Origin of the sequence: Halorubrum cibi, assembly GCF_900182635.1 — an archaeon.
Taxonomy (GTDB): Archaea; Halobacteriota; Halobacteria; order Halobacteriales; family Haloferacaceae; genus Halorubrum; species Halorubrum cibi.
This window is the reverse complement of record NZ_FXTD01000001.1, coordinates 161,849-186,327: the sequence shown is the minus strand read 5'-3', so window position 1 is coordinate 186,327 and position 24,479 is coordinate 161,849. Positions and strand designations below refer to the sequence as shown.

Genomic DNA, 24,479 nt, shown 5'->3' with positions numbered 1-24,479 from the left:
CGTCCACCGTATAACGCTTTCCGTTACCGGCGTTTACGCGCCCGAACGACGGCCTCCAAGCCACTCTGCGGGTCGTTTCGTCTCGGATCCGTCGTGGCCTTCCGGCGTCCCTCCGACGACTGAGTTCCCGTCACCGTGTCTCAGAACACGTCCTCGGCGTGGATCGTTCCGTCGCGCTCCGGGCCGCGAACCGTGATCTCCTCGCCGAGGCGCAGGCTCGCACCGGTCTCGACGCTTTTCGTCCGCTCCCCGTCGTCCAACACGACCGGGTCCCCCGTCTGGACGACCGTTCCCGTGAACTCCACTTCGTCCGAGGTCGCGGGGTCGGCGGTCGCCGCCGCGGTGCCGTCGCCGTCGGTGACGGCCCCGTCCCCGCCGGTGGCCGCCTCGACCTCGTCGTCCGCTCCCGGCGAATCGGCGAAGGCACCCAGACCCGCGTCGGCCGCCGTTCCGTTCGTCGCGTCCGCCGCGCCGGCATCCGGTCCGTCGTTCGACCGGCCGGCTCCCGCTCCGTCACCGTCGGCGTCGAGCACGGAGACGGTCGACCGCCAGTTCGCGGACGCCTCCAGGTCGTCCTGCCAACCGTCCTGGATCTCCACATCGGTGAAGACGACCCGATCCGCCAACTCGATCTCGCGGTCGGCCTTCTCGCCCCACAGCGCGACGCGGATCTCCCCGGTGTCGTCTTTGATCCGGACGTTTCGGACCTGACCCTCGGAGCCGTCGTCGCGGTCGAACGTCCGTTTCGGGTCCGTTTCGATGACGCCGCCGGCGACGTCGACGGTCTCGCCGATCTCCAACTCGGCGATGTCCGTCGTCTCCGGGACGTACTCGACGTCCTCGTCGACACGGTCGACGGTGCCGCGGTCGCCGACGTGTAACTCGAGGTCGCCCTCGCGCTCGCGGACGTAGCCGTCGCCCACCTCGACGACCTCGCCCGATTCGAACTCCGCGACGAGGTCGGCCTTGTCGTCCCACAGCGTGACGCGGACCCGGCCGGTCTCGTCGCCGACGGTGAGGTTCGCCACTCGACCCTCGCTCCCGTCGTCGCGGTCGAACGTCCGGACCGTGTCGGTGTCGAGCACCTTCCCGACGAGGTCGACGTCGGAGGCCCCGAGCGTGAGGTCCTCGACGCGGTAGGTGTCGAGCACCTGGACGTCGACCTCGGCGTCCTCGTCGGGTTCGACCTTGTCGGCGCTGACCTCGAGGCCGCTGTACCCCTCCTTCGGCCGGCCCATGACCCGCAACACCTGGCCGACCTCCAATTCCTCCTCGGCCGCAGTCGCCATCTCGTCCCAGAGGGCGACCCGAACGGAGCCGGAGGCGTCCGCGACGTCGACGTTACAGACTCGTCCCTCCTCGTCCTCGTCGTCGCGCTCGAACGTGCGGACGTCGCCGATGGACGTGACCTTCCCGAGGAACTTCACGTCGTTCATGCCGGGCTCGATGTCGGCGATGGTGTCGGCCTCCTCGTCGCGGAGCTCGTGGGCGATGAGCATCGCGGCGGTCTCCTCGTCCGCGAGCCCGCCCATCTGCTCGACTTTGTCCTCGACGGCGGCCGCGAACTCCTCGAACTCGACGTCCGTCTCGAGGTCCTCGTAGACGTCCTCTATGGCTCCCATACGCGTACCTGATAGGGTCGTCGACTCCGCGGATAAGCGTTGTCCTTGCGTCGTTTCCGTGCCCTCGCCGGTCGCGTCCTCCGCCCGCTTTCGGGTCGCGTTTTCGCTCGGCATACCCCGCACTCGTCCCGGTTCGGTACAAAAACGTTCAGTCGTCGCCACCGGCCGGTCGGCGTCGGCCCCGGCCGCGTCTCGATCGATCCGTGCGACCGTCGGGCACGGCGCACGACGGACCGTAACCGTCTTAAGTATCTCGGCGATACGTGTAATCGAGTCCTGGTAGGGTAGTGGACTATCCTCTTGGCTTGCGGAGCCAGGGACCGGAGTTCAAATCTCCGTCAGGACGTTTTCGGACACACCAAACGGCGAGCATCGCGAGCCGTGCGTGTGTCCGAAAACTCCGTCAGGACGCTCACTTTGCGGCTGTCTCACTTCGTTCGACAGCCGCCGCGTTCGCGTCCTAACGTGCCCCACGCTCGCTCGTTCGCGGCTTCGCCGCTCACTTTCGAGGGCTCCCTTCGATCGCCCTCGCTCCGCTCGCGTGGGACTCCGTCAGGACGCTATAGAACAACTCGTGTACGTTCTCCGTGGGACCAGATCGGTCAGTACAGATCAGGGACGGACCATTGAATTCCCGTATCGGTCTATCAGCATGACTCGAAAAATGAGCGTAAAGTTACTCTTGAATGTCTAACTCCCCCTCCTCAGCAGTGGCGGCTTCCCGCCACCATACCAGTTCAAACTCGATACTCTGTTTGGCCTCTGTATCCCCTTCAGACCAGTCTGATTCGCCCTCGAGTTTGAAGGTTACAGGCTCTGTCGGGTCTAACTGTACTCCCGTTCCCCCGAGATCGAGAGTCACGTTCCCGCCACTGTCAAGTTGGTCAGCCAAGTCCCGGAGATAGGTAGCGATCTCCGCTCGTGTTTTCTCCTCCTCCGTTTCGAGTTCTCCCATACCCAATAGTACACCGTGATCCGGGATAACTGTTATTGGGGGTCTATCAGGAAATCGGAACGTTGCCGGATCAACACGTTCGCACTCGAGGTATACCGACCGTTTCAATTCGCGTTACATCCGAAGGATCGGATTTCAACAAAGCCATTACTGCTACGATCGAAACCGCCGGCTATGCGCCGTCGCGCATTCCTCGCGTCCGCACTGACCGCCGCCTCCACCACCGCTGCGGGGTGTAGTGCCGTCGAATCCCGGATCGAACACGCGGATCCGACGGTACAGACCGACGACGGTCCCCGGGATGACGGGAAGTATCTCGAGTTTCGCGGAGACGGCGACGATCTCGCCACGGTGGGCGTTGACCCGAGGTTTGCCCCACTGCCGAAACACTTCCACACGTCGATCTCGCATCCTGAAGAGACCGAACTCCAGTCGCTCACACAGCGGTTCGTGGCACTCGGCGGCGACGGCACCCCGCCACGGGTCTCGCTTCAAGGCCCGTTCATGGGTGACCACGAACCACATCCGTCCGTGTCGCTGTTCCGAGAGGGGACGGCCGCGGTCGTCGAAGTCCATCGGTTCGGCGAAGTCGCCGACGAGACCGTATTCATCGATCTTCCGGTCACCCGATGGCCGGAGTCAGCCCATCGCTGTGTCGTCGAAAACACCGTCGAACTCGTCGAATCGGGGCTGACCGACCGAACACACGTCCTCGACGGCCGACTCGAATTCGAGATCCCTACCGACGCTGAAACCGGCGGTTGACGTCCTCCCGCCCTGAGGAGCTTTCGCCTTGGAACGCCGACTCCCGACGGCCTAGTCGTGTGGATGGAACCGGTTCATCGCCCGCTTGACGCCGTCGGCGTTGCCGATGAACGTGACGTGGTCCCCGTACTCGAGCACGCTGTCCGCCGACGGCACGTGGTTCTCGCCGTCCCGGCTGACGACGGCGACGAACACCCCGTCGGGGATGTCCGAGTTGAGGTCCCGAATGCTCTTGCCGGCGAACGCCTCGGAGGTCACCTCGACCTCCTGGACGTCGTGGCTGTCGCCGAGTTCGTTCATCCAGTGGGTGAGCGCCGGGCGCTCGATCTCGTCGTCGATGGCCACTGCCGTCGCCGTCGAGGCGTCGATGGCCTCGACGCCGATGCTCTCGAACGCGTCGACGTTCTCCGGCTCGTTCACGCGGGAGTACACCGACGCGACGCCGAACTTGGTGATGGCGAGCTGGCACGCGAGGAGGTTGATGTCGTCGTCGCCCGTCGTCGTGACGAACCGCTTCGCGTCCTCGATGCCGGCCTTTCGCAACGCCTCCGCCTCGCTGCCGTCGCCCTCGTGAACGGTATATCCCTCCGCGCGCGCTTGCTCGACCACGTCCTCGTCGGACTCGACGATGACGACGAATTCGCCCCTGTTCTCCAGTCGTGTGGCGAGCGCCTGGCCGATCCGACCCCCGCCGATGATTATCGTACGCATTGGTGACACTCCGAGGTACTCGCCGATCTGCCGCGCCAGTCCCGCCTCGATCGCGACCGTCGCGAAGATGACGGCGAAGACCGTCCCGACGAGCAGCTGCCCGGCCGCGACGTTCCCCGCCAGCTCCAGCTCGATGGCGAAGAGCGTCGCCACGCTCGCCGGGATGATCCCGCGCGGGCCGACGGCCGCGACGAACAGCCGCTCCGCCCGCGTGAACCGCTCGACGCCGAAGGTGGCGATGAACGCCCCCAGCGGACGCAACACGAGCATGATCACGAGGACTAGCCCGATCGCGCCGACGCCGAGCCCGAGTATCGCCTCCACGTCGATCAGCGCGGCGAGCGAGATGAACACGAACGAGAGCACGATGAGCGTCGTGTTCTGTGCGAACCGCTCGATCTCCTCCCTGTTGTCGATGTCGGCGTTCCCGAGCAGCATCCCGCTCGTCGCCGCCGCGGCGATCCCCGCCTCGGCCGCGACGGCCTCGGCGGCCGCGAACGACCCGACCGCCGCGGCCAACACGAGGAACTGCGACGCCTGAACGTCGCGTTCGGGAACCAACTCGCTGTCCAGGAGGAGGTAGATGACGACCGTCGCGAGCACCCCCGCGGCGACGCCGGTGCCGAACCGCTGGACGAACGACACGAGCGTCGCCGGTACGCCGAGGTCGTCGAGCAGCAGCGTCTCGAAGACGACCACCGCGACGATCGCCGCGGTCACGTCGTTGACGATCCCCTCGGTCTCCAAGGCGGTCGCGACGTGGTCTCTAACCCGGACGACCTCGAGTATCGGCGTGATCACCGTCGGGCCGGTCGCGACGAGCAGCGCCCCGATGAGCAGCGCGATCTCCCAAGTGGCCCCCTCGAGGGTGCGGACCGCGACCGCGGTTCCGAGGAACATCACGGCCGCGCTGACCGTGACCAGCCGGAGCGACACCGTCGAGGCACGTCGGATCCGGTCGATCCGCAGCGCGAACGCCCCCTCGAAGACGATGATCGCGACGCTGAGGCCGACGATGATCTCGAGGCCGTCTCCGAACGTATCCAGCGTCACGAGTCCGAGCACTTCCGGACCCAGAACGACACCGATCAGGAGATAGAACACCACGCTCGGGACCTTCAGCCGGTGTGCGAGCAGCTGTACGCCGAGCCCCGAAACGAGGATGATCGCGACGATCGGCAGGAGGCTACTTGACACGTCTATCCGATTATTGTACCCACCGCACATTACCGTGTTGGTTCGGCGGCGGCCGAACTCGGGATTTATTCGTCTCCCGGCCCGAGAGACGGGCGTGACGCGCGACGACCGTGGCGACCGTGGCAACCGTGGCGACCGTGGCGATGACGTCCGTGACGATCACGAGGCCAGTGACGACGACCGTGAGGGGCCGGTCGTCGCCGCGATCGAGGCGGGAGCCGCCCTGTACAACGCCGGGCACGTCCTCGCGGCCCGCGGTCTGTGGGAGTCGACGCGGGGCGCACTCACCGATCGGGACGGGCCGGGTCTCGACCGGCGCGAACCCAACACCGACGCCGACGGTGACGACACCAAGCACGGGGACGACCGGCTCCTTCGGGGGCTGGCCGCGGTCGCGACCGCGACCGATCACGCGCGAGACGGGGACCGATCCGAGGCCGCGGACCACGGCGGCCGCGCCGTGAGCCTCCTCGAGGGGATCGATGAAGGGTATCGCGGCATCGCGGTCGAGCCGATGCGAGAGCGATGTCGCCGGCTCGTCGCCGATCCCGGGGCGGCCGATATAACGTCCGAGACGGCCGCCACCGAGCCGCCGCCGATCCGGGTCCACGGCGTCGCGGTCGGGTTCGAGGACCTCGATCTGGCGGCGACGCTCTCCGCCGCACCCGCGCTGGCGACCGCGGTCGACGCCGGGGACGAGGGGACGCTGTCGGCGGCGGCGAGGCTCGCGCGTGAGGAACGCGGGACGGGCCGGACGCAGGTCACGGAGCTCGTGTTCGCGTTCCTCCGGCGACCCGAAGCGCGCCCGCAGATCGCGGCGCGGATCGCCGACCACGTCGACCTCGACCGTCGCGAGCAACGGGACGTGTCGGGACTCTTCGAGTGAACGGGAGGGAGGAATCCGTCGAGCGAGCGGCCGCATCGGGAGCGATCGAACGGGCAGAGCAGTCGAACGGGCAGAGCGATCGAACGGACGGGACGTCAGGGCTCGTCGGTCGGCGGGTCCTCGGCGATCGGTTCGCCCTCGAAGGTGTAGTTCGCGGAGTTGTCCTGCGGGTCGTATCCGAGGACCTCGCGGGCGCGGTCGATCGAGTAGTACTTCCGGTCGTTATCGGAGATGCCGTAGACGATCTCGAAGCCGTAGTCGGCCCGGAGACAGCGGTCGAAGAGGTGCGCGCAGTCGCCGTGTGAGAGCCACATCGCCTGTCCGCGCTCGTACTCCCGCGGCGGGTGGTCCTTGGTGAGGTTGCCGATGCGGACGCAGACGACGGACATCCCGGTCTCGTCGTGGTAGTACCGGCCCAGGAACTCGCCGGTCGCCTTGGAGACGCCGTAGAGGTTGCCCGGTCGGGGGAGTTCGTCGCCGTCGAGCCGGTAGTCGTCGTCGGGGCGGTAGAGGTCGGGCGTCCGGTCGTCGGTCTCGTAGCCGCCGACGGCGTGGTTCGAGGAGGCGAACGCGAACTTCTCGACGCCCGCCTCGGCAGCGGCGCGCATCACGACCTGCGTCCCGTCGATGTTGTTCCGGAGGACGGAGTCCCACGGCGCGGTCTTCCGCGGGTCGCCCGCGAGGTGGATCACGGCGTTCACGCCCCGCACGGCCTCGCGGACGGCGCGCTCGTCGGTGATGTCCGCGACGTACTGGTCGGCGTCGGTCACCCGATCGGGTACCTTCGCGGCCGGGAGCGGCTCGCGGTCGAGGAGGCGCCAATCGTACTCCTCGCCGATGCCATCGAGGATGGCCTGGCCGACCCGCCCGCCCGCGCCTGTGAGTAGGACCGGATCGTCCATTCAGCCTACCATGGGCGCGAGGACGGCATATATGACACGGTTCGACTGCCGAGAGCGTCGATCGCCGACCCGCGCGCTCGCTGGGCGGTTTCCCACCCGCGCGCGAGCGGCCCGCGCTCAGGAGAACGTCCGACGGGAGATCAGGAGAGCTTGCGACGGGAGACGGCGACGCCGGTCGGCGCGATCACGAGCTGATCGTCGCCCTTCTGGACGATGTCGCCGTCGACCTCCTCGGCAACCTGGCGGAGCTCGTCGATGATGTGTTCGACGGTCCGGTCCGACGTGGAGTGGCGGGTGATGTCGGCGATGACGAAGTCGCCGTCGTACACCGCGTCCTTGATCGGGATCACGTCGCTCTGGTCGCCGATCTCGGCGATGTGTACCTGCATACCCGTCTCCGCGCTCGCCTCGGCGAAGTCGTCTATATCGAGTTCGACGTAGTCGTCGACGGAGCGCTGTCCGCCCCCGCCGAGGATCTTGCTCATAATACCCATACCCGTGTTACGACGAGGTCACACATTAGTTCTTACGTCAGACGCGGTCGTCGGCTCCTCCCGTCGACGGTCATCGAATCCGTCCCTCGAGCGCGAGGTCGGGGGAGTCACTCCCCCTCGTCGAGTCGATCCTGCCACTCCTTGACCCGCGAGAGCAACTCCACCGGCGCGGTCGACGCGACGTCGACGTCGGCCAGCTCCTCGATCACCGCGCGCGTCTCCGGGTCGAGTTGCGGCCGATCGTTCGGCCGTGCTTCCTCGACGGGCGCGGTCGTCGTGCCGACCGATCCGTCCCCGCGGTTTCTTCCGTCGTCACGGTCGGGTCCGTCCGCGTTCCGTTCGCCGCTCGCTTCGTCCCCGTTTCGCGCGCCGCTCGCTTCGTCCTCGCTCCCCGCGAACGACCCGGTCGAGAGGTCGAAGACGGCCTGTTTCGTCGCCGATCCGTCGACCCCGTCCCGCGGGCCGTCCGCGGACCCTTTCGCCTCGATCGCCTTCTCCTCGCGGAGTCGGTCGAGCACCCGGTCGGCGCGGTCGACCACCGGCTCGGGAACGCCCGCGAGGTCGGCGACGTGGACGCCGTACGAGCGGTTCGTCGGTCCGTCCCGCACCGTCCGGAGGAACGTCACGTCCCCGTCGCGCTCGTCGACCGCGACGTGGACGTTCGCGACGCGCGGGAGGTGGTCCGCGAGCGTCGTCAGCTCGTGGTAGTGGGTCGCAAACAGGGTCCGGGCGCGCACCTCGTTGTGGAGGTACTCCGTGGCCGCCCAGGCGATCGAGATCCCGTCGTATGTCGCGGTGCCGCGGCCGACCTCGTCGAGAATGACGAGCGACTCCTCGGTCGCGGAGTGGAGGATGTTCGACAGCTCCTGCATCTCGACCATGAACGTCGACCGACCCTGTGCCAGTTCGTCGAGCGCGCCCACGCGAGTATAGATCCCGTCGACGAGTCCGATCTCGGCCGAGCGCGCCGGGACGAACGATCCCGCCTGCGCGAGCAGTTGGATAAGTGCCGCCTGCCGCATGTACGTCGATTTCCCGCTCATGTTCGGCCCCGTGACGATCAGGAAGCCGCGCTCTCCGTCGAGTTCGAGGTCGTTCGGGACGAAGTCGGTCGTCCGCTCGACCACCGGATGGCGGCCCGCCTCGATCGAGAGCGTTCGCGACTCGGTCAGCGTCGGACGGGTCCAGTCGTTGCCCGCGGCGTGGGTCGCGAGCGACGCGAGCGCGTCCAGCTCCGCGAACGTCCGGCCGACGTCCTGTAACAGCGTCGCCGCCCCGGCGACCCGCTCGCGCAGCTCCTCGAACAGCTCGTACTCCAGGTCGCCGCGCGCCCCCTCCAGCCGAAGCACCTCGCGTTCGCGCTCCTCCAGCTCGTCGGTGACGAACCGCTTCGAGTTCTTCAGCGTCTTGATCTCCCGGTAGTGTTCCGGCACCCCGTCGGCGACCGATTTCCCCACCTGGATGTAGTAGCCGTCCGTCTTGTTGCGGTCGACGGTGACGTGTGAGAGCCCGTGTCGCCGCTTCTCGCGCTCGGCGAGGGTGTCGAGCCACTCGAGCGCCTCCTCGTGGCGCTCGATGAGGTCGTCGAGTTCCGGGTCGTATCCCTTCCGGAACAGCCCGCCCTCGGTCTTCGTCTTCGGCGGGTCCTCCGCGAGCGCCCCGTCCAGCTCGTCGTGGAGGTCGCGGGCGCGGGCGCGGTCCGGCCGCCGGAGGACCTCGGCGACCGGCGAGTCGGCGAGCGGCGTCCCCGCCACCGCCTCCGCGAGCGCCGGCAACAGCGCGAGGGTGTCCCGGACCGACGACAGCTCCCGCGCGCCTGCGCTCCCGCTCGTCGTTCGGGCGGCCAGCCGCTCGAGGTCGTAGGCGTCGCCGAGCGTCTCGCGGAGTCGATCGCGAGCGAGCGCCGCGGACGCGAGCGCCTCCACCGAATCGAGTCGGCGGTCCAGCCCGTCGCGGTCGCGCTTCGGGCGCGTGAGCCACTCGCGGAGCAGTCGCCCGCCCGCGGCGGTGACCGTGTGGTCGACGGCGTCGAAGAGCGTCCCGTCGGCGTCGCCGCGCATCGTCTCCGTCAGTTCGAGGTTGCGCTGAGTCGTCGCGTCGAGCTCGACGTGGTCCGCCGCGGCGTACGTCGTCAGCCGGGTCATCGACGCGAGCACGCCCGCGCCCGTCTCGGCCACGTACGACAGCGCCGCGCCGGCCGCCCGCGTCGCGGGGTCGGAGTCGAGCCCGACGCTGTCCGCGGTCTCCGCCCCGAACTGCTCGCGGACCGCGTGGGCCGCCCGCCCCGACGCGAACGCCTCCGCGTCGAAGACGGAGACGGACCCCGAGAGGTCCTCGCGGACCGCGCCGAGGAAGGCGTCGTCGTTCCGGAGGTCGGGACCGGGCAACACCTCCGCGGGATCGAAGCGGTACAGCTCCGCGCGGAGGTCGCCCCGGTCGGCGAGCTCGGCCGCGAGGAAGCGGCCGGTGGTGACGTCCGCGAACGCGACGCCGTAGGGGCCGTCGTCGGCGTCTCCGCCGTCTTTCCGGCGCCCCTCGCCGTTCACGCCGCTTCCGCTCCCGCCGGTGCCGCGCCCCGCGCCATCGCCGCCGCGCACCACGGTCGCGAGGTATCGCGCGTCGTCGTCGCTCGTCTCGAGCAGGGTACCGGGCGTGACGACTCGGGTTATCTCCCTCGCGTGACCGTCGTCCGTCTCGTACTGGTCCGCGACGGCGACCCGGTAACCGCGCTCGACGAGCGCCTTCAGGTACGGCGTCAGCTCCGAGAGCGGGACGCCCGCCATCGGGTACGACGACCCGTGCGAGGACTTCTGTGAGACCGTCAGGTCGAGCTCGTCGGCGACCAGCTCGGCGTCGTCGGCGAAGAACTCGTAGAAGTCGCCGCACTGCATCGCGAGGACGTCCGCGTCCGTCCCCTCCTTGAGTTCGAGGAACTCCCCGACGATCCCCGTTGGCATACCCGTACTCCCGCCGTCGGCGGCTAAAACCCTACGGGTCCATCGCGGTCGGGTTCACCGCCCCCGGCCCCTCGCCCACGTCGTAGCCGCGCCGGATCGTCTCGCCCATCCCGTCGACGGCGTCGGCGACGGCCGCCTCGAGCGGCTCGCCGCGGGCCAGCCGCGCGGCGATCGCGCTCGACAGGGTACAGCCGGAGCCGTGGGTCGCGTCCGTGTCGATCCGGGGGTTCTCGATCCGGCGTACGCGCGGGTCCTCGTCGTCGCTCCCGTCCACGATCACGAGTGTGTCGACGACGTCGCCGGCGTTGCGGTCGGCGTCGTCGCGGTCGGCGTCGCCTTCGACCGCGAGGTGTCCGCCCTTCACGAGCGCCGCGTCGGCACCGCGGTCGACGAGTTCGCGACCCGCGCGCTCGGCGTCGGTCGGCGTCTCGACCGCGCTGTCGACGAGGATCGCCGCCTCGTCGGCGTTCGGCGTGACGAGCGTCGCCGACGCGATCAGGTCGTCGTAGGCGGCCTCGGCCCCGGCCGACAGCAGTCGGTCGCCGGTCGCGGCCACCATCACGGGGTCGACGACGACGGGGCCGTCGAACGTCTCGAGGGCCCGCGTGGTCGCCTCGACGACCTCGCGCGTCGCCAACATCCCGGTCTTGACCGCGGCGGGCGCGAAGTCCTCGACGACCGCGTCGTACTGGGCGGTCACGTGCTCGGCCGACAGCGGGACCACGTCGTGGACCCCGCGGGTGTTCTGGGCGGTCGTCGCCGTCACGACCGACGTGCCGAAGACGTCGTGGGCCGTCATCGCCTTCAAGTCGGCCTGTATCCCCGCCCCGCCGCCGCTGTCGCTGCCGGCGATCGTCAGGGCGACGGGAGGTGAGACGGGATCGAAGGGAGGCGTCATGCTCCGGTGGTATTCATTAGTTGTACTAGTGGCTGGCGATCGCCGCCGTCGAACGGGCTTTCCGCCTCGAGGCCGGAGAACGGGTATGACCGACACCGACCCCGTCACCGTCACGGTCTTCTCGGACTACGTCTGCCCGTTCTGTTATCTGGGCCGTCACTCGCTCGAGGGGTACCGTGAGTCGCGCGACGAGGAGACGGGCGAGTTAGAGATCGACTGGCACCCCTTCGACCTCCGGAGCGGGAAGCGGCGACCCGACGGGACCATCGACACCGACGTCGACGACGGCAAGGACGAGGACTACTACGCACAGGCCAAGGAGAACGTCCGGCGGCTTCAAGAGGAGTACGACGTCGAGATGGACCTCGAGATCGCGACCGACGTGGACTCGCTCGACGCGCAGGTCCTCTCCTACTACGTGAAACAACACCACCCCTACGAGACGTGGCTGGCGTTCGACGAGTCCGTCTTCGCCGCGTTGTGGCGCGAGGGCGAGGACATCGGCGACCGCGACCTCCTCGTCTCGCTCGCCGACGACGCCGGCGTCGACCCCGCCGAAGCCCACTCCGCGCTGGACGACGACGCGCTTCGCGAGGAGGTCACGGGCCGGTTCGAGGAGGCGAAACGTCGGGGCGTCACGGGAGTCCCGACGTTCGCGTACGACGGCCACGCCGCCCGCGGCGCGGTCCCGCCCGAACACCTCCGGCGGCTCGTCGAGGGCGCGTAGCTCCGTCCCGCCACGTTCAGGCGTTCGTCTCCCCGCTTTCGGGTTCCGAGTCGTCGGATTCCGAGTCGTCGGATTCCGAGTCGTCGGATTCCGAGTCGTCAACTCCGCCCCCCTCGTTCGGATCCACGTACCAGTAGGCGGCGTACACGCAACCGAGCGCGAGCGCGGTCCCGAAGACCACGTCCGTGAGCCAGTGGATCCCCAGGTACATCGTCGAGACGACCACGGAGCCGGCGATCCACCAGGCGATCGGCGTCCACGCGGGATACTCCTCGCGGGTGAGCGCGGCGAAGGTCGCGACCGTCACGGACAGCGAGGTGTGAAGCGAGGGGAACACGTTCGTCTCGACGTTCACCTCCCCGGTGAGCGTCTGGAAGTTCGGGTTGAACGTGTACAGAAGCGAGGTCACGGCGTCGGGCATTACGTTTCGCGGACCGTACGCCAACACGACGGTGTACAACACGAGCCCGATCGCGTAGTTGAGCGTGTACGCCACGATCAGCCGCTTCAGGGTCGTCGAGTTCGGGAGCGCCGCGTACGCGATGAACGGGAACACGAGCAGGAACGCGTACCCGAACACGTAGACCGACGAGAAGTACAGCGTCAGCCGCGGGCTCTGGAAGGTCCCCTGAAGCCACGCGACGAAGTCGCCCTCGAGCGCGAGGATGGCACCGGTCAGCCGCAGGCCGAACACCTCCGAGACCGACTGGAGCGCGGGCCGACCGACCCCGCTCACGACGAGCACGGCGAGCAGGACGGCGACCTCCCGACGCGATTCGCGGAGATACGGGACGAGGTTTCCGCCCACCCCGTACAGCCGCCGCGGCCCGATGATCGCCACACCCGCGACGAGACACATCGCGGCCACCCAGAACAGGACGTTCGTGACGACCGGCAGGAGCGGATTCATTGATCCCGCGCGAGCAGCCTGTCGGACTCGTCGAACCGATACCCGATCTCCCGGAAGGCCTCGCGCGCTTCCGCCACGTCGACCGACCCGTCCTCCCCGCGGAACGGGTGTACGGGGTCCGCGTCGCGGTCGGCGTCCCATTCGAGGTCATCGGGAACCCACTCGGTCGAGGCGGCGAGCGGGGTGCTCGCCGGCCGGGCGTACCCGGCAAACGCGTCGTCGACGACCGTCGCCTTGTCCAGAAGCGACGCGACGATCCCGCGGAACCGCGGGTTCGAGAGCGGCGCGCGTCGCGCGTTGTATCCCACGTAGTAGAACGCGGCCGACCGCGTGCTCACGAGGCGGGTGTCGCTCTCGCGACCGATCCGCGGAACGGAATCGGGTCCGAGGTTCGAGGCCGTCCCGTCGGCGTACCCGTCCGCGACCCACTGTACCGCCTCGACGTCCGATCCGACGATCGCGACCTCGAGCCGGTCGAACGCCGGCTTCCCCAGGAAGCGTTCCGGGACCGATCCCCCGCCCCCGTCCTCGGTCGCCGAGTCGGTCCGGTTCCCGTCGCTTCCGGCGTCCTCGGTGCTCTCATCGTCATCGACGCTCCCGGCGTCGGCCGATCCGTCGCGAACGAGGAAGTGGTCGGGGTTCCGCTCGAAGACGACCCGCTCTCCGGGGGTCGATTCGACGAACCGTACTGGACCGCTCCCGACGGGGTTCTCGTTGGCCGTGACGAGCGCCTCCGTGGTCTCGATGTCGAACTCGAACCCGCCGACGGTCGCCGGTTCGGCCCGCTCGCTCCAGACGTGTTTCGGCAGTATCGGGACTTGAAGCGCCCGTTCGGCCACGGTCTCGTCGGTCTCGTCGACGACCAGTCGGACGGTCGAGTCGTCGACGGGAAGCGCCGACTTCACGATCGACCCGCGCCCACGGAACTGCGGGGCCGGAACCGGCGACTCCGCGTTCCCCATCGAGGTGTCCCGGAGGAAGGCGTACGTGAACGCGACGTCCGCCGCGGTCAAGGGCTCGCCGTCGTGCCACGTCGACTCCCGCAGCTCGAGTTCGAGCGTTTCCGGCCCGAGCCACTCCCACCCGCGGGCGAGCCACGGGACGGAGGTTCCGTCGTCGGCGATCGCGAGCCGGTCGTACAGCATCGACATGAACGTCCCGTACCGGCGATACTCCGCAGCGATCGGGTTCCGGTTCACGGAGATCCGTCCGTCGGTGGTCGCGAGACGGAGGGTGACCGGCTCGCCGTCGTCCTCCGTCCCCTCGTCGACGTAGTCCATGCCGAGCAGCCCGCTCGCGGAGATCGGCGGCCCCATCTCCCAGCCGACGAACCGGTCCGTTCGCGCCGCCGCGAGCGCGTCCGGGAACGCGACGACGGTGAACGGCTGTTTTTCACACACCGACCGCTGGAGCTCCGAGACGACCTCGGGCCGATCCGGGCCGCCCGCGGCCCGCTGCTTCTCGAGGAGGTCGTCGACGTCGAGGTCGGTGAATCCGAACGGGTTCTGCCACCCCGCCTCGGCGGTGAACCGCGAGTGAGTGAGCCCGTAGAGCACGTCGGGATCGAACGGGAGCACCTCGGTGTACTGGCCGACGTACACGTCGAAGTCGTGGTTGAGGAGCACCGTCCGGTGGAGGTCGGTCCCGTTCATCGTCTCGACCCGCGCGTCGATCCCGACGGCGGCCAGGTTCTCCGCGAGCGACCGCGCGATCCGGATCCCGTTCGGGTCCTCGTCGGCCGGCGTGGTCCGGATCTTCAACACGAGCTGTGAGGAGCCCTCGCGGCCGGCGATGTTCCGGGCCCGTCCGGCGCAGCCGGCGCTCCCGACCGCGAGACCGATCCCTGCGAGCGCGCCGCGCCGACTGATCCGTCGCGTCATTCTCCAGCCGGAATCGTCTCCGGAACCATATCAGTTCTATGGTGCTGCCGCGCGCGATCCGTCGGCCGGCTTTCGGTTCCCGCGCCGGTTCGAGCCGCCTCAGATCACGTCCGCGAGCGGGAGCGCCAGTCCGACGACCCACGCGAGCGCGCCGGCGACGAGAACCGGGCGGTCGCTCGTGGCTCGACCCACGGCGACCAGTCCGAGCGCGGCGAGGATCGCCACGCGGTGAACGATCAGTCCGGGCGGCACCGCCACGCCGAGCGCGGCGAAGTCGAGGACGAATCCGGCGCCGAGCCCCAGCACGACGCCGAGGAACGCGGCGGTCGGGTCCGACCGTTCGGTCCCGGAGACGACGAGCGCGGGCAGCCCGACGGCGATGACGAGATACAGCGGCGCGGCGATCGCCTTCGGCGGGAGGGAGAGATACGCGACCTCCAGGGCGACCGCCACGTGCCGGATCGAGACGAACACCCCCGCGAGTGCGACGGCGAGGACCACGTCGAGCGCGTGGCGGTCAGCCTCCCGACGTAGCCGCATCGACGTCTCCGCGACCGCCTCGCGGGTTCGTCGGCTGAGGAGCGCCCCGACCGTCGGGAGCAGGAGCGCGAGTTCGATCACCGACAGCCACCCGTCGCTCCAGCCGCCGTCGATCCCGCGGTACTCCCGGCTCACCTCCGCGGCGGTGGGGTTGTCGATGAACTCGTCCTCCAGCCGGGTGGCCGGCTCGTCGATGCTCGGGACGGTGTGACGCAGGCGGAACCAGTCGTAGTACTCCTCGTGGACCTGTACCGCGGTGTACTCGCCGTCGGGGGACTCGTACGCCCGAACGTGGTCGCGCGTCCCGAGGTACGTCCCGTCGTGGAGCTCGAACGTGACGCCCTTCCACACGCCGCCGTCGGGCCCCCTGAAATAGGAGTACCGGTCGGACCCGGTGGCAGTCTCCCAGTTGCCCTCGACGATGTCCCGTACGGGGTCGGACCCGTTGCCGTCGCGGGTCTCCGAGATCCGGTCCGCCCCGGCGTCGCCGTATCCCTCCCCGAACTCGTCCGTCTCCTCCGAGGCGTTCGTCTCCTGCCAGTCCGTCTCCGGATCCGCGGTGAGCGCCCGCTCGACCGTCTCGGCGTCGTTCAGGAACACGACGTTGATCGCGAGCGTCTGTCCGTACACCGACCGGCGTCGGCTCGTGTACGGCCACAGCTCGTGGTCGCCCTCGACCGCGATCAGCGACTCCGCGGGGACCTCGCCGGGGTCCGGGTGTTCGGCGGTCCCGCCGAGTGCCCCCGAGAGAACGAGTCCCGCCCCGACCACGAGCAGGGCGACGACGACCCGCTTCCGTTGCATGTCACTCCCGCACGCGACGGAGGAATAAAAGCTCCCCCGCCGGTCACCACGTCTCGACGTAGCCGTCCCGGACGTCCTCGGCACACCCCTCGCAGTCGGCGTGGCCCGACTCGAAGCAGTCCGGGCGGCCCTCGGCGTCGACGGTGACCGCCCGCCGCTCGGCGTGTCGTCGACAGACGATCCGCGCTCGGCCGTCGTCGGTCGGCAGGTCGTACAGCTCCGCGCCGACGTTCGATCCCTCCCGGTCCCCCCGACCCTCCGTGTACGCCTTCTTGGCCTCCTCGAACTGCCGTCCGGCCTTCCGGAGCTGCTGGCGTATCACCCGTTCGAGCCGGTCGTCCATACCTCGGCTTCGGCCGCCCGGAGTATAGGTCCGTTGCCGCCCGCAACACATCGCTGTCCACGGCCCGACCGTCGTCCGTGAACGCGACCCGTGTGACCGTTCCACTCGAAACGGAGCCCGCGCGCGGCTGACGTTCGTCAGACTCTCGTCCGACGCCCGGTCGAAAACCGACCGATGACGGCCGATCGATTCCGGTCGTGCGGTCACTTTCACCGCGGTCACCGTCGTTTTAATATCATGAGGAACCAACCGTCGTACGCCTCCCATTGAAACACGACCGGAGGCGAGACACCCATGAGCGAACTGCGACAGGAAGCGGAAGCGATAGCGGAACAGTTCTCGGACCACCTCGAGGTGGGTCCCGACGAGATCGAAGAGCGGCTGGAGAACCTCGTCAACGAGTACCGCGTGCCGCTCGAGGAGGCGCGTCGGAGCGTCACCAACAGCTACCTCGACGACGCCGGGATGGAGCGCGACGAGCTCGGTCGCGGCGGGACGGAACGGGTCCAAGTGAACGACATCGACGAGGACGAACAGTGGGTCGACCTGCGCGTGAAGCTGGTCGACCTGTGGGAGCCGCGAAGCGACTCCATCTCGCAGGTCGGACTCGTCGGCGACGAGTCGGGCACGATCAAGTTCGTCGCTTTCGAGACCTCCGATCTCCCCGAACTGGAGGAGGGAGCGTCCTACGAGCTCTCGAACGTCGTCACCGACGAGTACGAGGGGAGCTACTCGGTGAAGCTCAACCGCACGACAGGGATCACGGAGATAGACGAGGAGATCGAGGTCGGCGACAATGCCGAGACGGTCGAGGGCGCGCTGGTCGACATCCAGTCCGGCTCCGGGCTGATCAAGCGCTGTCCCGAGGACGACTGCACGCGCGTCCTCCAGAACGGGCGGTGCTCCGAGCACGGCCAGGTCGAGGGCGAGTTCGACCTCCGGATCAAGGGCGTCCTCGACGACGGCGAGACCGTCACCGAGGTGATCTTCGACCGCGAGGCCACCGAGGAGCTCACCGGCATGGGTCTCGAGGAGGCCAAGGACATGGCGATGGACGCGCTCGACACGACCGTCGTCGCCGAGGAGATGGGCGAGGACGTCCTCGGCCGCTACTACCGCGTCACCGGGCCGACGTTCGGCCGGTACGTCCTGGTCGACGAGCTGGAGGAACCCGGCGCCGTCGACGTCGAGAGCGCGCTGATCGAAGCGAGGTCGATCTGAAATGAGCCAGTCAACCCCCACCCGAGAGGTCGCCCGGCGCGTGTTCGCGAGCGAGTTCAACGACGCCGGCTACACGTTCAAGGAGTCCGACGACGAGCGCGCGCCCGTCTACCTGCTGTTGCCGACGGGTGAGTCCGCCAACCGCGTCTTCTTCGTCGGCACCCTCACCGAGAAGGAGGACGTGGGCGAGGACTCGGAGTACTGGCGGGGTCGGGTCGTCGACCCCACCGGGACGTTCTTCGTCTACGCCGGGCAGTACCAGCCCGAGGCCGCCTCGAAGCTCCGGGACCTCGAGCCGCCCGCGTACGTCGCGGTCGTCGGCAAGCCCCGGACGTACGAGACCGACGACGGGACGGTGCGCGTCTCAGTCCGTCCCGAGTCGATCACGGAGGTCGACGCGACCGTCCGCGACCGCTGGGTCGCCGAGACGGCCGAGCGGACGATCGAGCGCGTGGCCGCTTTCGACGACGAGGGGAACGAGTACGCGCGGATGGCCCGCGAGGAGTACGACCTCGACCCCGAGACGTACAAGGCCGCGGCGCTGTCGGCGCTCGAGGACCTCGACGACACCGACGAGCTCGCGGACGGCAGAGACGGCGGGGTCACGGACGGGTCGACCCCCGAAGAAGACGCGGTCGAGGATGCGGAAGCGCCCGACGCGACCGGGATTTGATCGCCCGACGCGACCGGAATCCGACGCCGCCTCGACGTTTCTATTTCCGGAAATGACGCGAGCGGACGTCTGCCACCGTCTGACAAATGTTTAAGTAGTCCGCGCGACGATCGGGTCGTGATGGGCAACAAGAACAAGACGATCTCGTTCCGCGTCAACGAGGACGCCTTCGAGACCCTCCGGGACATCGCCGAGGAGCGGGACATCTCGCTTTCGGCCGTCTTCCGGGACTACGTGGATACGCTCGTTGCCCACGACGGACAGGTCCGCGTCATTCCCGAGGCGGAGCTCGAGAGCATGGGCGACAGCGGCGAGTCGTTCCCCCCGAAGATCGAGGTCCCCAAGAGCTTCGTCCGGGAGCACGAGCGCCTGGAGCTCGAGGCCGACCACCTCCGCGAGCAGCTCGAGGAGCACAAACGCTACGTCAACTACCTCCGCGAGCAGCTCGAGGACGAAGACGAGGACGTGATCCAACTGGAGGACCTCGACGGCGAGCCCGACGAGCCCTCCTTCCGGCTCGGGTAGCGATCCCTCCGACCGAACCTTCTCCCCCGTCTCCAGTCGCTACGCGGACGGATCTCCCCAATCATCACGTTTGTTCAGTATGTTCGCCGAACTCGGGGATTCGACGAAAGGATTGCCGCTCTCGCGGCGTATGGTTTACGAATCATTGGTTATAGAGCAGTATAATAGATATATATTCGTACTACCTGCTGATTTTTGTCCATTATAAACCGACCGACGAAAAGGATATTACCCGGGCGTCGGACTGTACTGACATGAAGGGGTGGCTCCGACCGTGAGCGTGTTCGACAGGGCGTACGACGATCCGGTTCGCGTCCTCGACGAGGACGGCACGGTCGTCGGCGACGTGCCCGACCTCGACGAGGCCGAACTGGTCGGGATCTATCGCGACATGCGGCTGGCCCGGCACTTCGACGAGCGGGCGGTGAGTCTCCAGAGACAGGGGCGGATGGGGACGTACCCGCCGCTGTCCGGACAGGAGGGCGCACAGGTCGGGTCGGCGACCGCGCTCGGCGAGACCGACTGGATCGTCCCCTCCTACCGCGAGCACGGTGCCGCGTTCGTCCGCGGGCTCCCTCCGGAGAAGACGCTGCTCTACTGGATGGGCCACGGCGACGGCGCTCGCGCGCCCGACGACGTCAACGTCTTCCCGATCGCGGTGCCGATAGCCTCGCAGGTTCCACACGCCGTCGGCGGCGCGTGGGCGTCGAAGCTTCGGGGCGACGGCGACGTCTTCGTCTGTTACTTCGGCGACGGCGCGACGAGCGAGGGCGATTTCCACGAGGCCTGTAACTTCGCGGGCGTCTTCGACACACCCACCGTCTTCTTCTGTAACAACAACCAGTGGGCGATCTCCGTGCCGCGCGAGCGGCAGACGCGGAGCGCGACGCTGGCACAGAAGGCCGAGGCGTACGGCTTCGCCGGCGTCCAGGTCGACGGGATGGACCCGCTCGCGGTGTATCAGGTCACGGAGGCGGCCGTCGAGAAGGCGCGCGACCCGCCGGACGGCCGGCTCCGACCGACGCTGATCGAGGCGATACAGTACCGCTTCGGCGCGCACACCACCGCCGACGATCCGACCGTCTACCGCGACGACGACGAGGTCGAGACGTGGCGGCGCAAGGACCCGATCCCCCGGCTGGAGCGGTACCTCCGCGACGAGGGGATCCTCGACGACGACCGGATCGAGACGATCGAATCGGAGGTCGAGAGGCGGGTCGCCGACGCCATCGAGGCGGCGGAGTCTGCTCCCAGACCGGAACCCCGGGCGCTGTTCGAGCACGCCTACGACGGGTTACCGCCCGAACTGGAGACGCAGTACGCGGCGGTCGAGACGCTCCGAGAGAAACGCGGCGACGCGGCCTTCCTTGGTGAATAAATGAGCGACACACGAAACCTCACGCTGGTACAGGCGGTCCGGGATGGGCTCCACACCGAACTCCGCGAGGACGACGACGTCGTCGTGATGGGCCAGGACGTCGGGAGGAACGGCGGCGTCTTCCGCGCGACCGAGGGGCTGTACGACGAGTTCGGTGGCGACCGCGTCGTCGACACCCCGCTCGCGGAATCGGCCATCGTCGGCTGCGCGGTCGGGATGGCCGCCATGGGGATGCGGCCGGTCCCCGAGATCCAGTTCTCGGGATTCATGTACCCCGGCTACGACCAGATCGTCTCGCACATGGCCCGGTTCCGGGCCCGCTCGCGGGGGCGGTTCACGCTGCCGATGACCCTGCGCGCGCCCTACGGCGGCGGGATCCGCGCGCCCGAACACCACTCGGAGTCGAAGGAGGCGTTCTACGCCCACGAGGCGGGGCTGAAGGTCGTGATCCCCTCCACGCCGTACGACACGAAGGGCCTCCTCGCGGCGTCGATCCGCGACCCCGACCCCGTGATCTTCCTCGAGCCGAAGCTGATCTACCGCGCGTTCCGCGAGGAGGTCCCCGAGGAGCCGTACACCGTCCCGATCGGCGAGGCGGCGACCAGACGCGAGGGCGACGACGTCGCCGTCTTCACCTACGGCGCGATGACCCGCCCGACCCTCGAGGCGGCCGAGACGCTCGCCGAGGACGGTATCGACTGTGAGGTGCTCGACCTACGGACGATATCGCCGCTCGACCGGGAGGCGATCGTCGACGCCTTCGAGCACACCGGCCGCGCGGCCGTCGTTCACGAGGCTCCGAAGACGGCCGGGCTCGCCGCCGAGATAACGGCGATCCTCCAGGAGGAGGCGCTGTTGTACCAGGAGGCCCCGATCGAGCGGATCACCGGGTTCGACGTGCCGTACCCGCTGTACGCGCTCGAGGACTACTACCTCCCGAGCGCAAAGCGCATCGAGGAGGGTATCAGGGAGGCCGCGGAGTTCGAGCCATGACGATAAAGGAATTCAGACTGCCGGACGTCGGCGAGGGGATCGCGGAGGGAGAACTGGTCTCGTGGCTGGTCGCGCCCGGCGACCGGGTCGAGGAGGACCAGCCCGTCGCCGAGGTCGAGACGGACAAGGCGCTCGTCGAGGTGCCCTCCAGCTACGACGGCGTCGTCGAGGAGCTGTTCGTCGAGGAGGGCGATATCGTCCCCGTCGGCGACGTCATCATCTCGTTCCGCGTCGACGAGGCGGACGAGGGAGCGGTCGACGCGGATCCCGCCGACTCGGAGCCGACCGACTCGGATCCCACCGAACCGGAGCCGACCGAACCGGAGCCGACCGAACCGGAGCCGACTCCCGTCGAGAGCGACGAAGCCGGGTCGTCGTCGGATCGCACCTTCGCGCCGCCGTCGGTCCGTCGGCTGGCGCGCGAATTGGGTGTCGACCTCGTGGCCGTCGACGGGAGCGGCCCCGGCGGCCGGATCTCCGAGCGCGACGTTCGAGAGCACGCCGAGGGCAAGGGATCCGCGAACGACGAGGGCGACGACGACGCCCCCGGTCCGAAACCGGTCGACGTCGGGTCCGGCGACCGGAAGTCGGCGGTGAGCAAGCGCGGCTCCGCGGAGGAGACGGACGCAGCGACCGCGACGGAGTCGGGTTCGAGCCCCGAAGCCGCCGACCGAGATCGGACGCTCGCGACGCCGTCGACCCGGAAGCTCGCGCGCGAACTGGGCGTCGATCTCGACGCCGTACCCACCGACGAGACGCGCGAGGGCGAGGCGTTCGTCGACGCGGATCGCGTCCGAGCGTACGCCGAAGCGACTCCGCGGTCGGACGCCGAGGCCGAGCCACCCGCGGACGACGCCGAGTCCGAGCCGCCCGTGGACGACGCCGAAACGACTCGCGAGACGATCCCGTATCGGGGCGTCCGTCGGACGATCGGGAAGCGCATGGCGCAGTCGAAGTTCACGGCCCCGCACGTCACGCACCACGACACCGCCGAGGTCGACGACCTCGTCGCGGCCCGCGAGCGACTGAAACCGAGGGCAGCCGAGGAGGGGGTGACGCTCACCTACCTGCCGTTCGTGATGAAGGCGGTCCTCGCCGGACTGCGGGAGTATCCGATCCTCAACAGCGAACTGCGCGAGGAGGACGAGGAGATCGTCTTGAAAGAGGAGTACCACTTCGGCGTCGCGGTCGCGACCGATGCGGGACTGATGGTTCCGGTGGTCGAGGACGTCGACGAGAAGAGACTCTTCGAGCTGGCCGCCGAGGTGAGGGACCTCGCGTCGCGTGCGCGCGATCGATCGCTCTCGCCGGAGGAACTGCGCGGCAGCACGTTTACACTCACCAACTTCGGCGCGATCGGCGGCGAGTACGCGACGCCGATAATCAACTACCCCGAGACGGCCATTCTGGGGCTCGGCGCGATCGAGCGGCGGCCCGTCGTGCGGGACCGATCCGAAGGTGGAGCCGAAGACGAGGTCGTTCCGGCCTCGACGCTGCCGCTGTCGCTGTCGATCGACCACCGGGTCGTCGACGGGGCAGTCGCCGCCCGGTTCGCGAACACCGTGATGGATCACCTTGAAGAGCCGCTGCTGCTGTTGAACGAGTGATGGTGGTCGGAGACATCTCGACGGGAACGGAGGTACTGGTGATCGGCGCGGGGCCGGGCGGCTACGTCGCCGCCATCCGCGCCGCACAGAAGGGGTTGGACACGACGCTGGTCGAGAAGGACGCCTACGGCGGGGCGTGTCTCAACCGCGGTTGTATCCCCTCGAAGGCGCTCATCACGGCGAGCGGACTCGCTCACGAGGCGGGTACCGCCGAGGAGATGGGGATCCACGCCGACCCGGCCGTCGACCTCTCGCGCATGATCGAGTGGAAGCAGGGGGTCGTCGACCGGCTCACGGGCGGGGTCGAGAAGCTGTGTAAGGCCAACGGCGTGAACCTGATCGAGGGGACCGCGAGCTTCGTCGACGACCACACGGTCCGCGTCGCTCACGGCGGCGACGGCCAGGGCTCCGAGTCGATCGAGTTCGAGCACGCGATCGTCGCCACCGGTTCCCGGCCGGTGGAGATCCCCGGCTTCTCCTTCGCCGACGAGCACGTCTGGGACTCCGCGGCCGCGCTCGCGGCCGAGAGCGTCCCCGACCGGCTCGTCGTCGTGGGCGGCGGCTACATCGGGATGGAGCTCGCGACGGTCTACGCGAAGCTCGGCGCGGACGTCACGGTCGTCGAGATGCTCGAGGACGTCCTCGATCCCTACGAGGACGACGTGAAACGCGTCGTCCGGAAGCGCGCCGGAGACCTCGGGATCGAGTTCCACTTCGGAGAGGGTGCCTCGGGCTGGTCGGAGGCGGGCGACGGCGGCTACCTGATCCACACCGAGACCGAGGCGGGTGAGGAGTCGACGTACCCCGCCGACAGGGTTCTCGTCGCGGTCGGTCGCGAACCCGTCACCGGCGGGGTTGGCCTCGAAAAGGTGGGGATCGAGACCGACGATCGAGGATTCATCGAGACGGACGACCGGACCCGGAGCGCCGTCGAGCACGTCCACGCCGTGGGCGACGTCGCCGGCGAACCGATGCTCGCACACGCCGCCTCGAAGGAGGGGATCGTCGCCGCCGAGACGATCGCCGGCGAGCCGGCGGCGCTCGACCAGCAGGCGATCCCCGCCGCCGTCTTCACGGATCCCGAGATCGGGACCGTCGGGATGACCGAGGCCGACGCCGAGGAGGCCGGCTTCGACGTCGCGGTCGGCGAGATGCCCTTCCGCGCCTCCGGCCGCGCGCTGACGACCGGCCACACCGACGGCTTCGTCCGGATCGTCGCCGACGCGGACGAGGGATTCGTCCTCGGCGCACAGATCGTCGGCCCGGAGGCCTCCGAACTGATCGCGGAGGTCGGACTCGCGATCGAACTCGGAGCGACCCTCGAGGACGTCGCCGCGACGGTCCACACCCACCCGACGCTCTCGGAGGCCGTGATGGAGGCCGCCGAGAACGCCCGCGGACAGGCGATCCATACGCTGAACCGCTAGGAAATTTTTCTCGTATCTCCGTTTCCGCCCGACCGACGCCGTGAGCGTCGTCGGCCACCTTCGC

General features: G+C 68.7%; 21 protein-coding genes and 1 tRNA gene. 11 read left to right on the top strand and 11 right to left on the bottom strand.

The genetic code is table 11. From position 1 onward, the window contains the following. Positions 1 to 140 precede the first annotated feature (140 nt). The gene (locus FN829_RS00890) at positions 141 to 1,622 is read right to left on the bottom strand and encodes a single-stranded DNA binding protein (RefSeq protein WP_142985127.1); all 1,482 of its coding nucleotides are present in this window, start codon (positions 1,620 to 1,622) and stop codon (positions 141 to 143) included. Between the two features lie 273 nt (positions 1,623 to 1,895). Between FN829_RS00890 and FN829_RS00885 the strand changes: the two genes are divergently transcribed. Beyond that, positions 1,896 to 1,968: transfer RNA gene (locus tag FN829_RS00885), tRNA-Arg, on the top strand. 330 nt (positions 1,969 to 2,298) lie between these two features. On the opposite strand, the gene FN829_RS00880 is transcribed toward FN829_RS00885, so the two are convergent. Further along, a complete protein-coding gene (locus tag FN829_RS00880) occupies positions 2,299 to 2,577 on the bottom strand; it encodes an amphi-Trp domain-containing protein (protein WP_004595520.1) in 279 nt (92 codons plus the stop codon). Between the two features lie 174 nt (positions 2,578 to 2,751). Between FN829_RS00880 and FN829_RS00875 the strand changes: the two genes are divergently transcribed. Next, positions 2,752 to 3,342, top strand: coding sequence for a hypothetical protein (locus FN829_RS00875; RefSeq protein WP_142985126.1), 591 nt, complete (start codon positions 2,752 to 2,754; stop codon positions 3,340 to 3,342). 51 nt (positions 3,343 to 3,393) lie between these two features. On the opposite strand, the gene FN829_RS00870 is transcribed toward FN829_RS00875, so the two are convergent. Next, complete coding sequence (locus FN829_RS00870; protein WP_185955664.1) at positions 3,394 to 5,229, bottom strand: cation:proton antiporter domain-containing protein; 1,836 nt, start codon at positions 5,227 to 5,229, stop codon at positions 3,394 to 3,396. Positions 5,230 to 5,344: 115 nt separating this feature from the next. Between FN829_RS00870 and FN829_RS00865 the strand changes: the two genes are divergently transcribed. Beyond that, the gene (locus FN829_RS00865; RefSeq protein WP_246066416.1) at positions 5,345 to 6,136 is read left to right on the top strand and encodes a DUF309 domain-containing protein; all 792 of its coding nucleotides are present in this window, start codon (positions 5,345 to 5,347) and stop codon (positions 6,134 to 6,136) included. A 95-nt stretch (positions 6,137 to 6,231) separates the two neighbouring features. Here the strand turns inward: FN829_RS00865 and azf are convergent, their stop codons facing one another. The 4 genes from azf to thiD all read right to left on the bottom strand — a co-directional run bounded on the left by azf (position 6,232) and on the right by thiD (position 11,387). Further along, complete coding sequence (gene azf, locus FN829_RS00860) at positions 6,232 to 7,038, bottom strand: NAD-dependent glucose-6-phosphate dehydrogenase Azf (RefSeq protein WP_142985124.1); 807 nt, start codon at positions 7,036 to 7,038, stop codon at positions 6,232 to 6,234. Positions 7,039 to 7,178: 140 nt separating this feature from the next. After that, on the bottom strand, positions 7,179 to 7,532 hold the full coding sequence (locus FN829_RS00855) for a cell division protein SepF (RefSeq protein WP_142985123.1): 354 nt from the start codon (positions 7,530 to 7,532) through the stop codon (positions 7,179 to 7,181). Between the two features lie 107 nt (positions 7,533 to 7,639). Continuing rightward, complete coding sequence (mutS, locus tag FN829_RS00850) at positions 7,640 to 10,489, bottom strand: DNA mismatch repair protein MutS (RefSeq protein ID WP_142985122.1); 2,850 nt, start codon at positions 10,487 to 10,489, stop codon at positions 7,640 to 7,642. A 31-nt stretch (positions 10,490 to 10,520) separates the two neighbouring features. Next, complete coding sequence (gene thiD, locus FN829_RS00845; protein ID WP_142985121.1) at positions 10,521 to 11,387, bottom strand: bifunctional hydroxymethylpyrimidine kinase/phosphomethylpyrimidine kinase; 867 nt, start codon at positions 11,385 to 11,387, stop codon at positions 10,521 to 10,523. Positions 11,388 to 11,472: 85 nt separating this feature from the next. Between thiD and FN829_RS00840 the strand changes: the two genes are divergently transcribed. After that, complete coding sequence (locus tag FN829_RS00840) at positions 11,473 to 12,114, top strand: DsbA family oxidoreductase (RefSeq protein WP_142985120.1); 642 nt, start codon at positions 11,473 to 11,475, stop codon at positions 12,112 to 12,114. Between the two features lie 16 nt (positions 12,115 to 12,130). Here the strand turns inward: FN829_RS00840 and FN829_RS00835 are convergent, their stop codons facing one another. The 4 genes from FN829_RS00835 to FN829_RS00820 all read right to left on the bottom strand — a co-directional run bounded on the left by FN829_RS00835 (position 12,131) and on the right by FN829_RS00820 (position 16,591). After that, a complete protein-coding gene (locus tag FN829_RS00835; protein WP_142985119.1) occupies positions 12,131 to 13,024 on the bottom strand; it encodes a phosphatase PAP2 family protein in 894 nt (297 codons plus the stop codon). Continuing rightward, a complete protein-coding gene (locus FN829_RS00830; RefSeq protein WP_142985118.1) occupies positions 13,021 to 14,904 on the bottom strand; it encodes an ABC transporter substrate-binding protein in 1,884 nt (627 codons plus the stop codon). The genes FN829_RS00835 and FN829_RS00830 overlap by 4 nt, the downstream gene beginning before the upstream one ends. A gap of 99 nt (positions 14,905 to 15,003) precedes the next feature. After that, positions 15,004 to 16,248, bottom strand: a complete 1,245-nt coding sequence (locus tag FN829_RS00825; RefSeq protein WP_142985117.1) for a hypothetical protein — start codon at positions 16,246 to 16,248, stop codon at positions 15,004 to 15,006. 43 nt (positions 16,249 to 16,291) lie between these two features. Then, positions 16,292 to 16,591 carry a DUF7091 family protein gene (locus FN829_RS00820; protein WP_142985116.1) on the bottom strand — a complete coding sequence of 100 codons (300 nt, stop codon included), beginning with the start codon at positions 16,589 to 16,591 and terminating at the stop codon, positions 16,292 to 16,294. Positions 16,592 to 16,885: 294 nt separating this feature from the next. Here FN829_RS00820 and FN829_RS00815 point away from each other — a divergent pair, with 294 nt between their 5' ends. The 7 genes from FN829_RS00815 to lpdA all read left to right on the top strand — a co-directional run bounded on the left by FN829_RS00815 (position 16,886) and on the right by lpdA (position 24,415). Beyond that, the gene (locus FN829_RS00815) at positions 16,886 to 17,812 is read left to right on the top strand and encodes a replication factor A (RefSeq protein WP_142985115.1); all 927 of its coding nucleotides are present in this window, start codon (positions 16,886 to 16,888) and stop codon (positions 17,810 to 17,812) included. Between the two features lies 1 nt (position 17,813). After that, positions 17,814 to 18,485 carry an RPA family protein gene (locus tag FN829_RS00810; protein ID WP_142985114.1) on the top strand — a complete coding sequence of 224 codons (672 nt, stop codon included), beginning with the start codon at positions 17,814 to 17,816 and terminating at the stop codon, positions 18,483 to 18,485. A gap of 120 nt (positions 18,486 to 18,605) precedes the next feature. Beyond that, positions 18,606 to 19,010: a CopG family transcriptional regulator gene (locus FN829_RS00805; protein ID WP_066412396.1), complete on the top strand. Its 405-nt coding sequence runs from the start codon at positions 18,606 to 18,608 to the stop codon at positions 19,008 to 19,010. A 274-nt stretch (positions 19,011 to 19,284) separates the two neighbouring features. Further along, positions 19,285 to 20,388 carry a pyruvate dehydrogenase (acetyl-transferring) E1 component subunit alpha gene (gene pdhA / locus FN829_RS00800; protein ID WP_142985113.1) on the top strand — a complete coding sequence of 368 codons (1,104 nt, stop codon included), beginning with the start codon at positions 19,285 to 19,287 and terminating at the stop codon, positions 20,386 to 20,388. Beyond that, on the top strand, positions 20,389 to 21,381 hold the full coding sequence (locus tag FN829_RS00795; RefSeq protein WP_142985112.1) for an alpha-ketoacid dehydrogenase subunit beta: 993 nt from the start codon (positions 20,389 to 20,391) through the stop codon (positions 21,379 to 21,381). Then, a complete protein-coding gene (locus tag FN829_RS00790) occupies positions 21,378 to 22,988 on the top strand; it encodes a 2-oxo acid dehydrogenase subunit E2 (RefSeq protein ID WP_142985111.1) in 1,611 nt (536 codons plus the stop codon). Before FN829_RS00795 ends, FN829_RS00790 begins: the two co-directional genes overlap by 4 nt. Beyond that, the gene (gene lpdA / locus FN829_RS00785) at positions 22,988 to 24,415 is read left to right on the top strand and encodes a dihydrolipoyl dehydrogenase (protein WP_142985110.1); all 1,428 of its coding nucleotides are present in this window, start codon (positions 22,988 to 22,990) and stop codon (positions 24,413 to 24,415) included. Before FN829_RS00790 ends, lpdA begins: the two co-directional genes overlap by 1 nt. Positions 24,416 to 24,479: the final 64 nt, after the last annotated feature.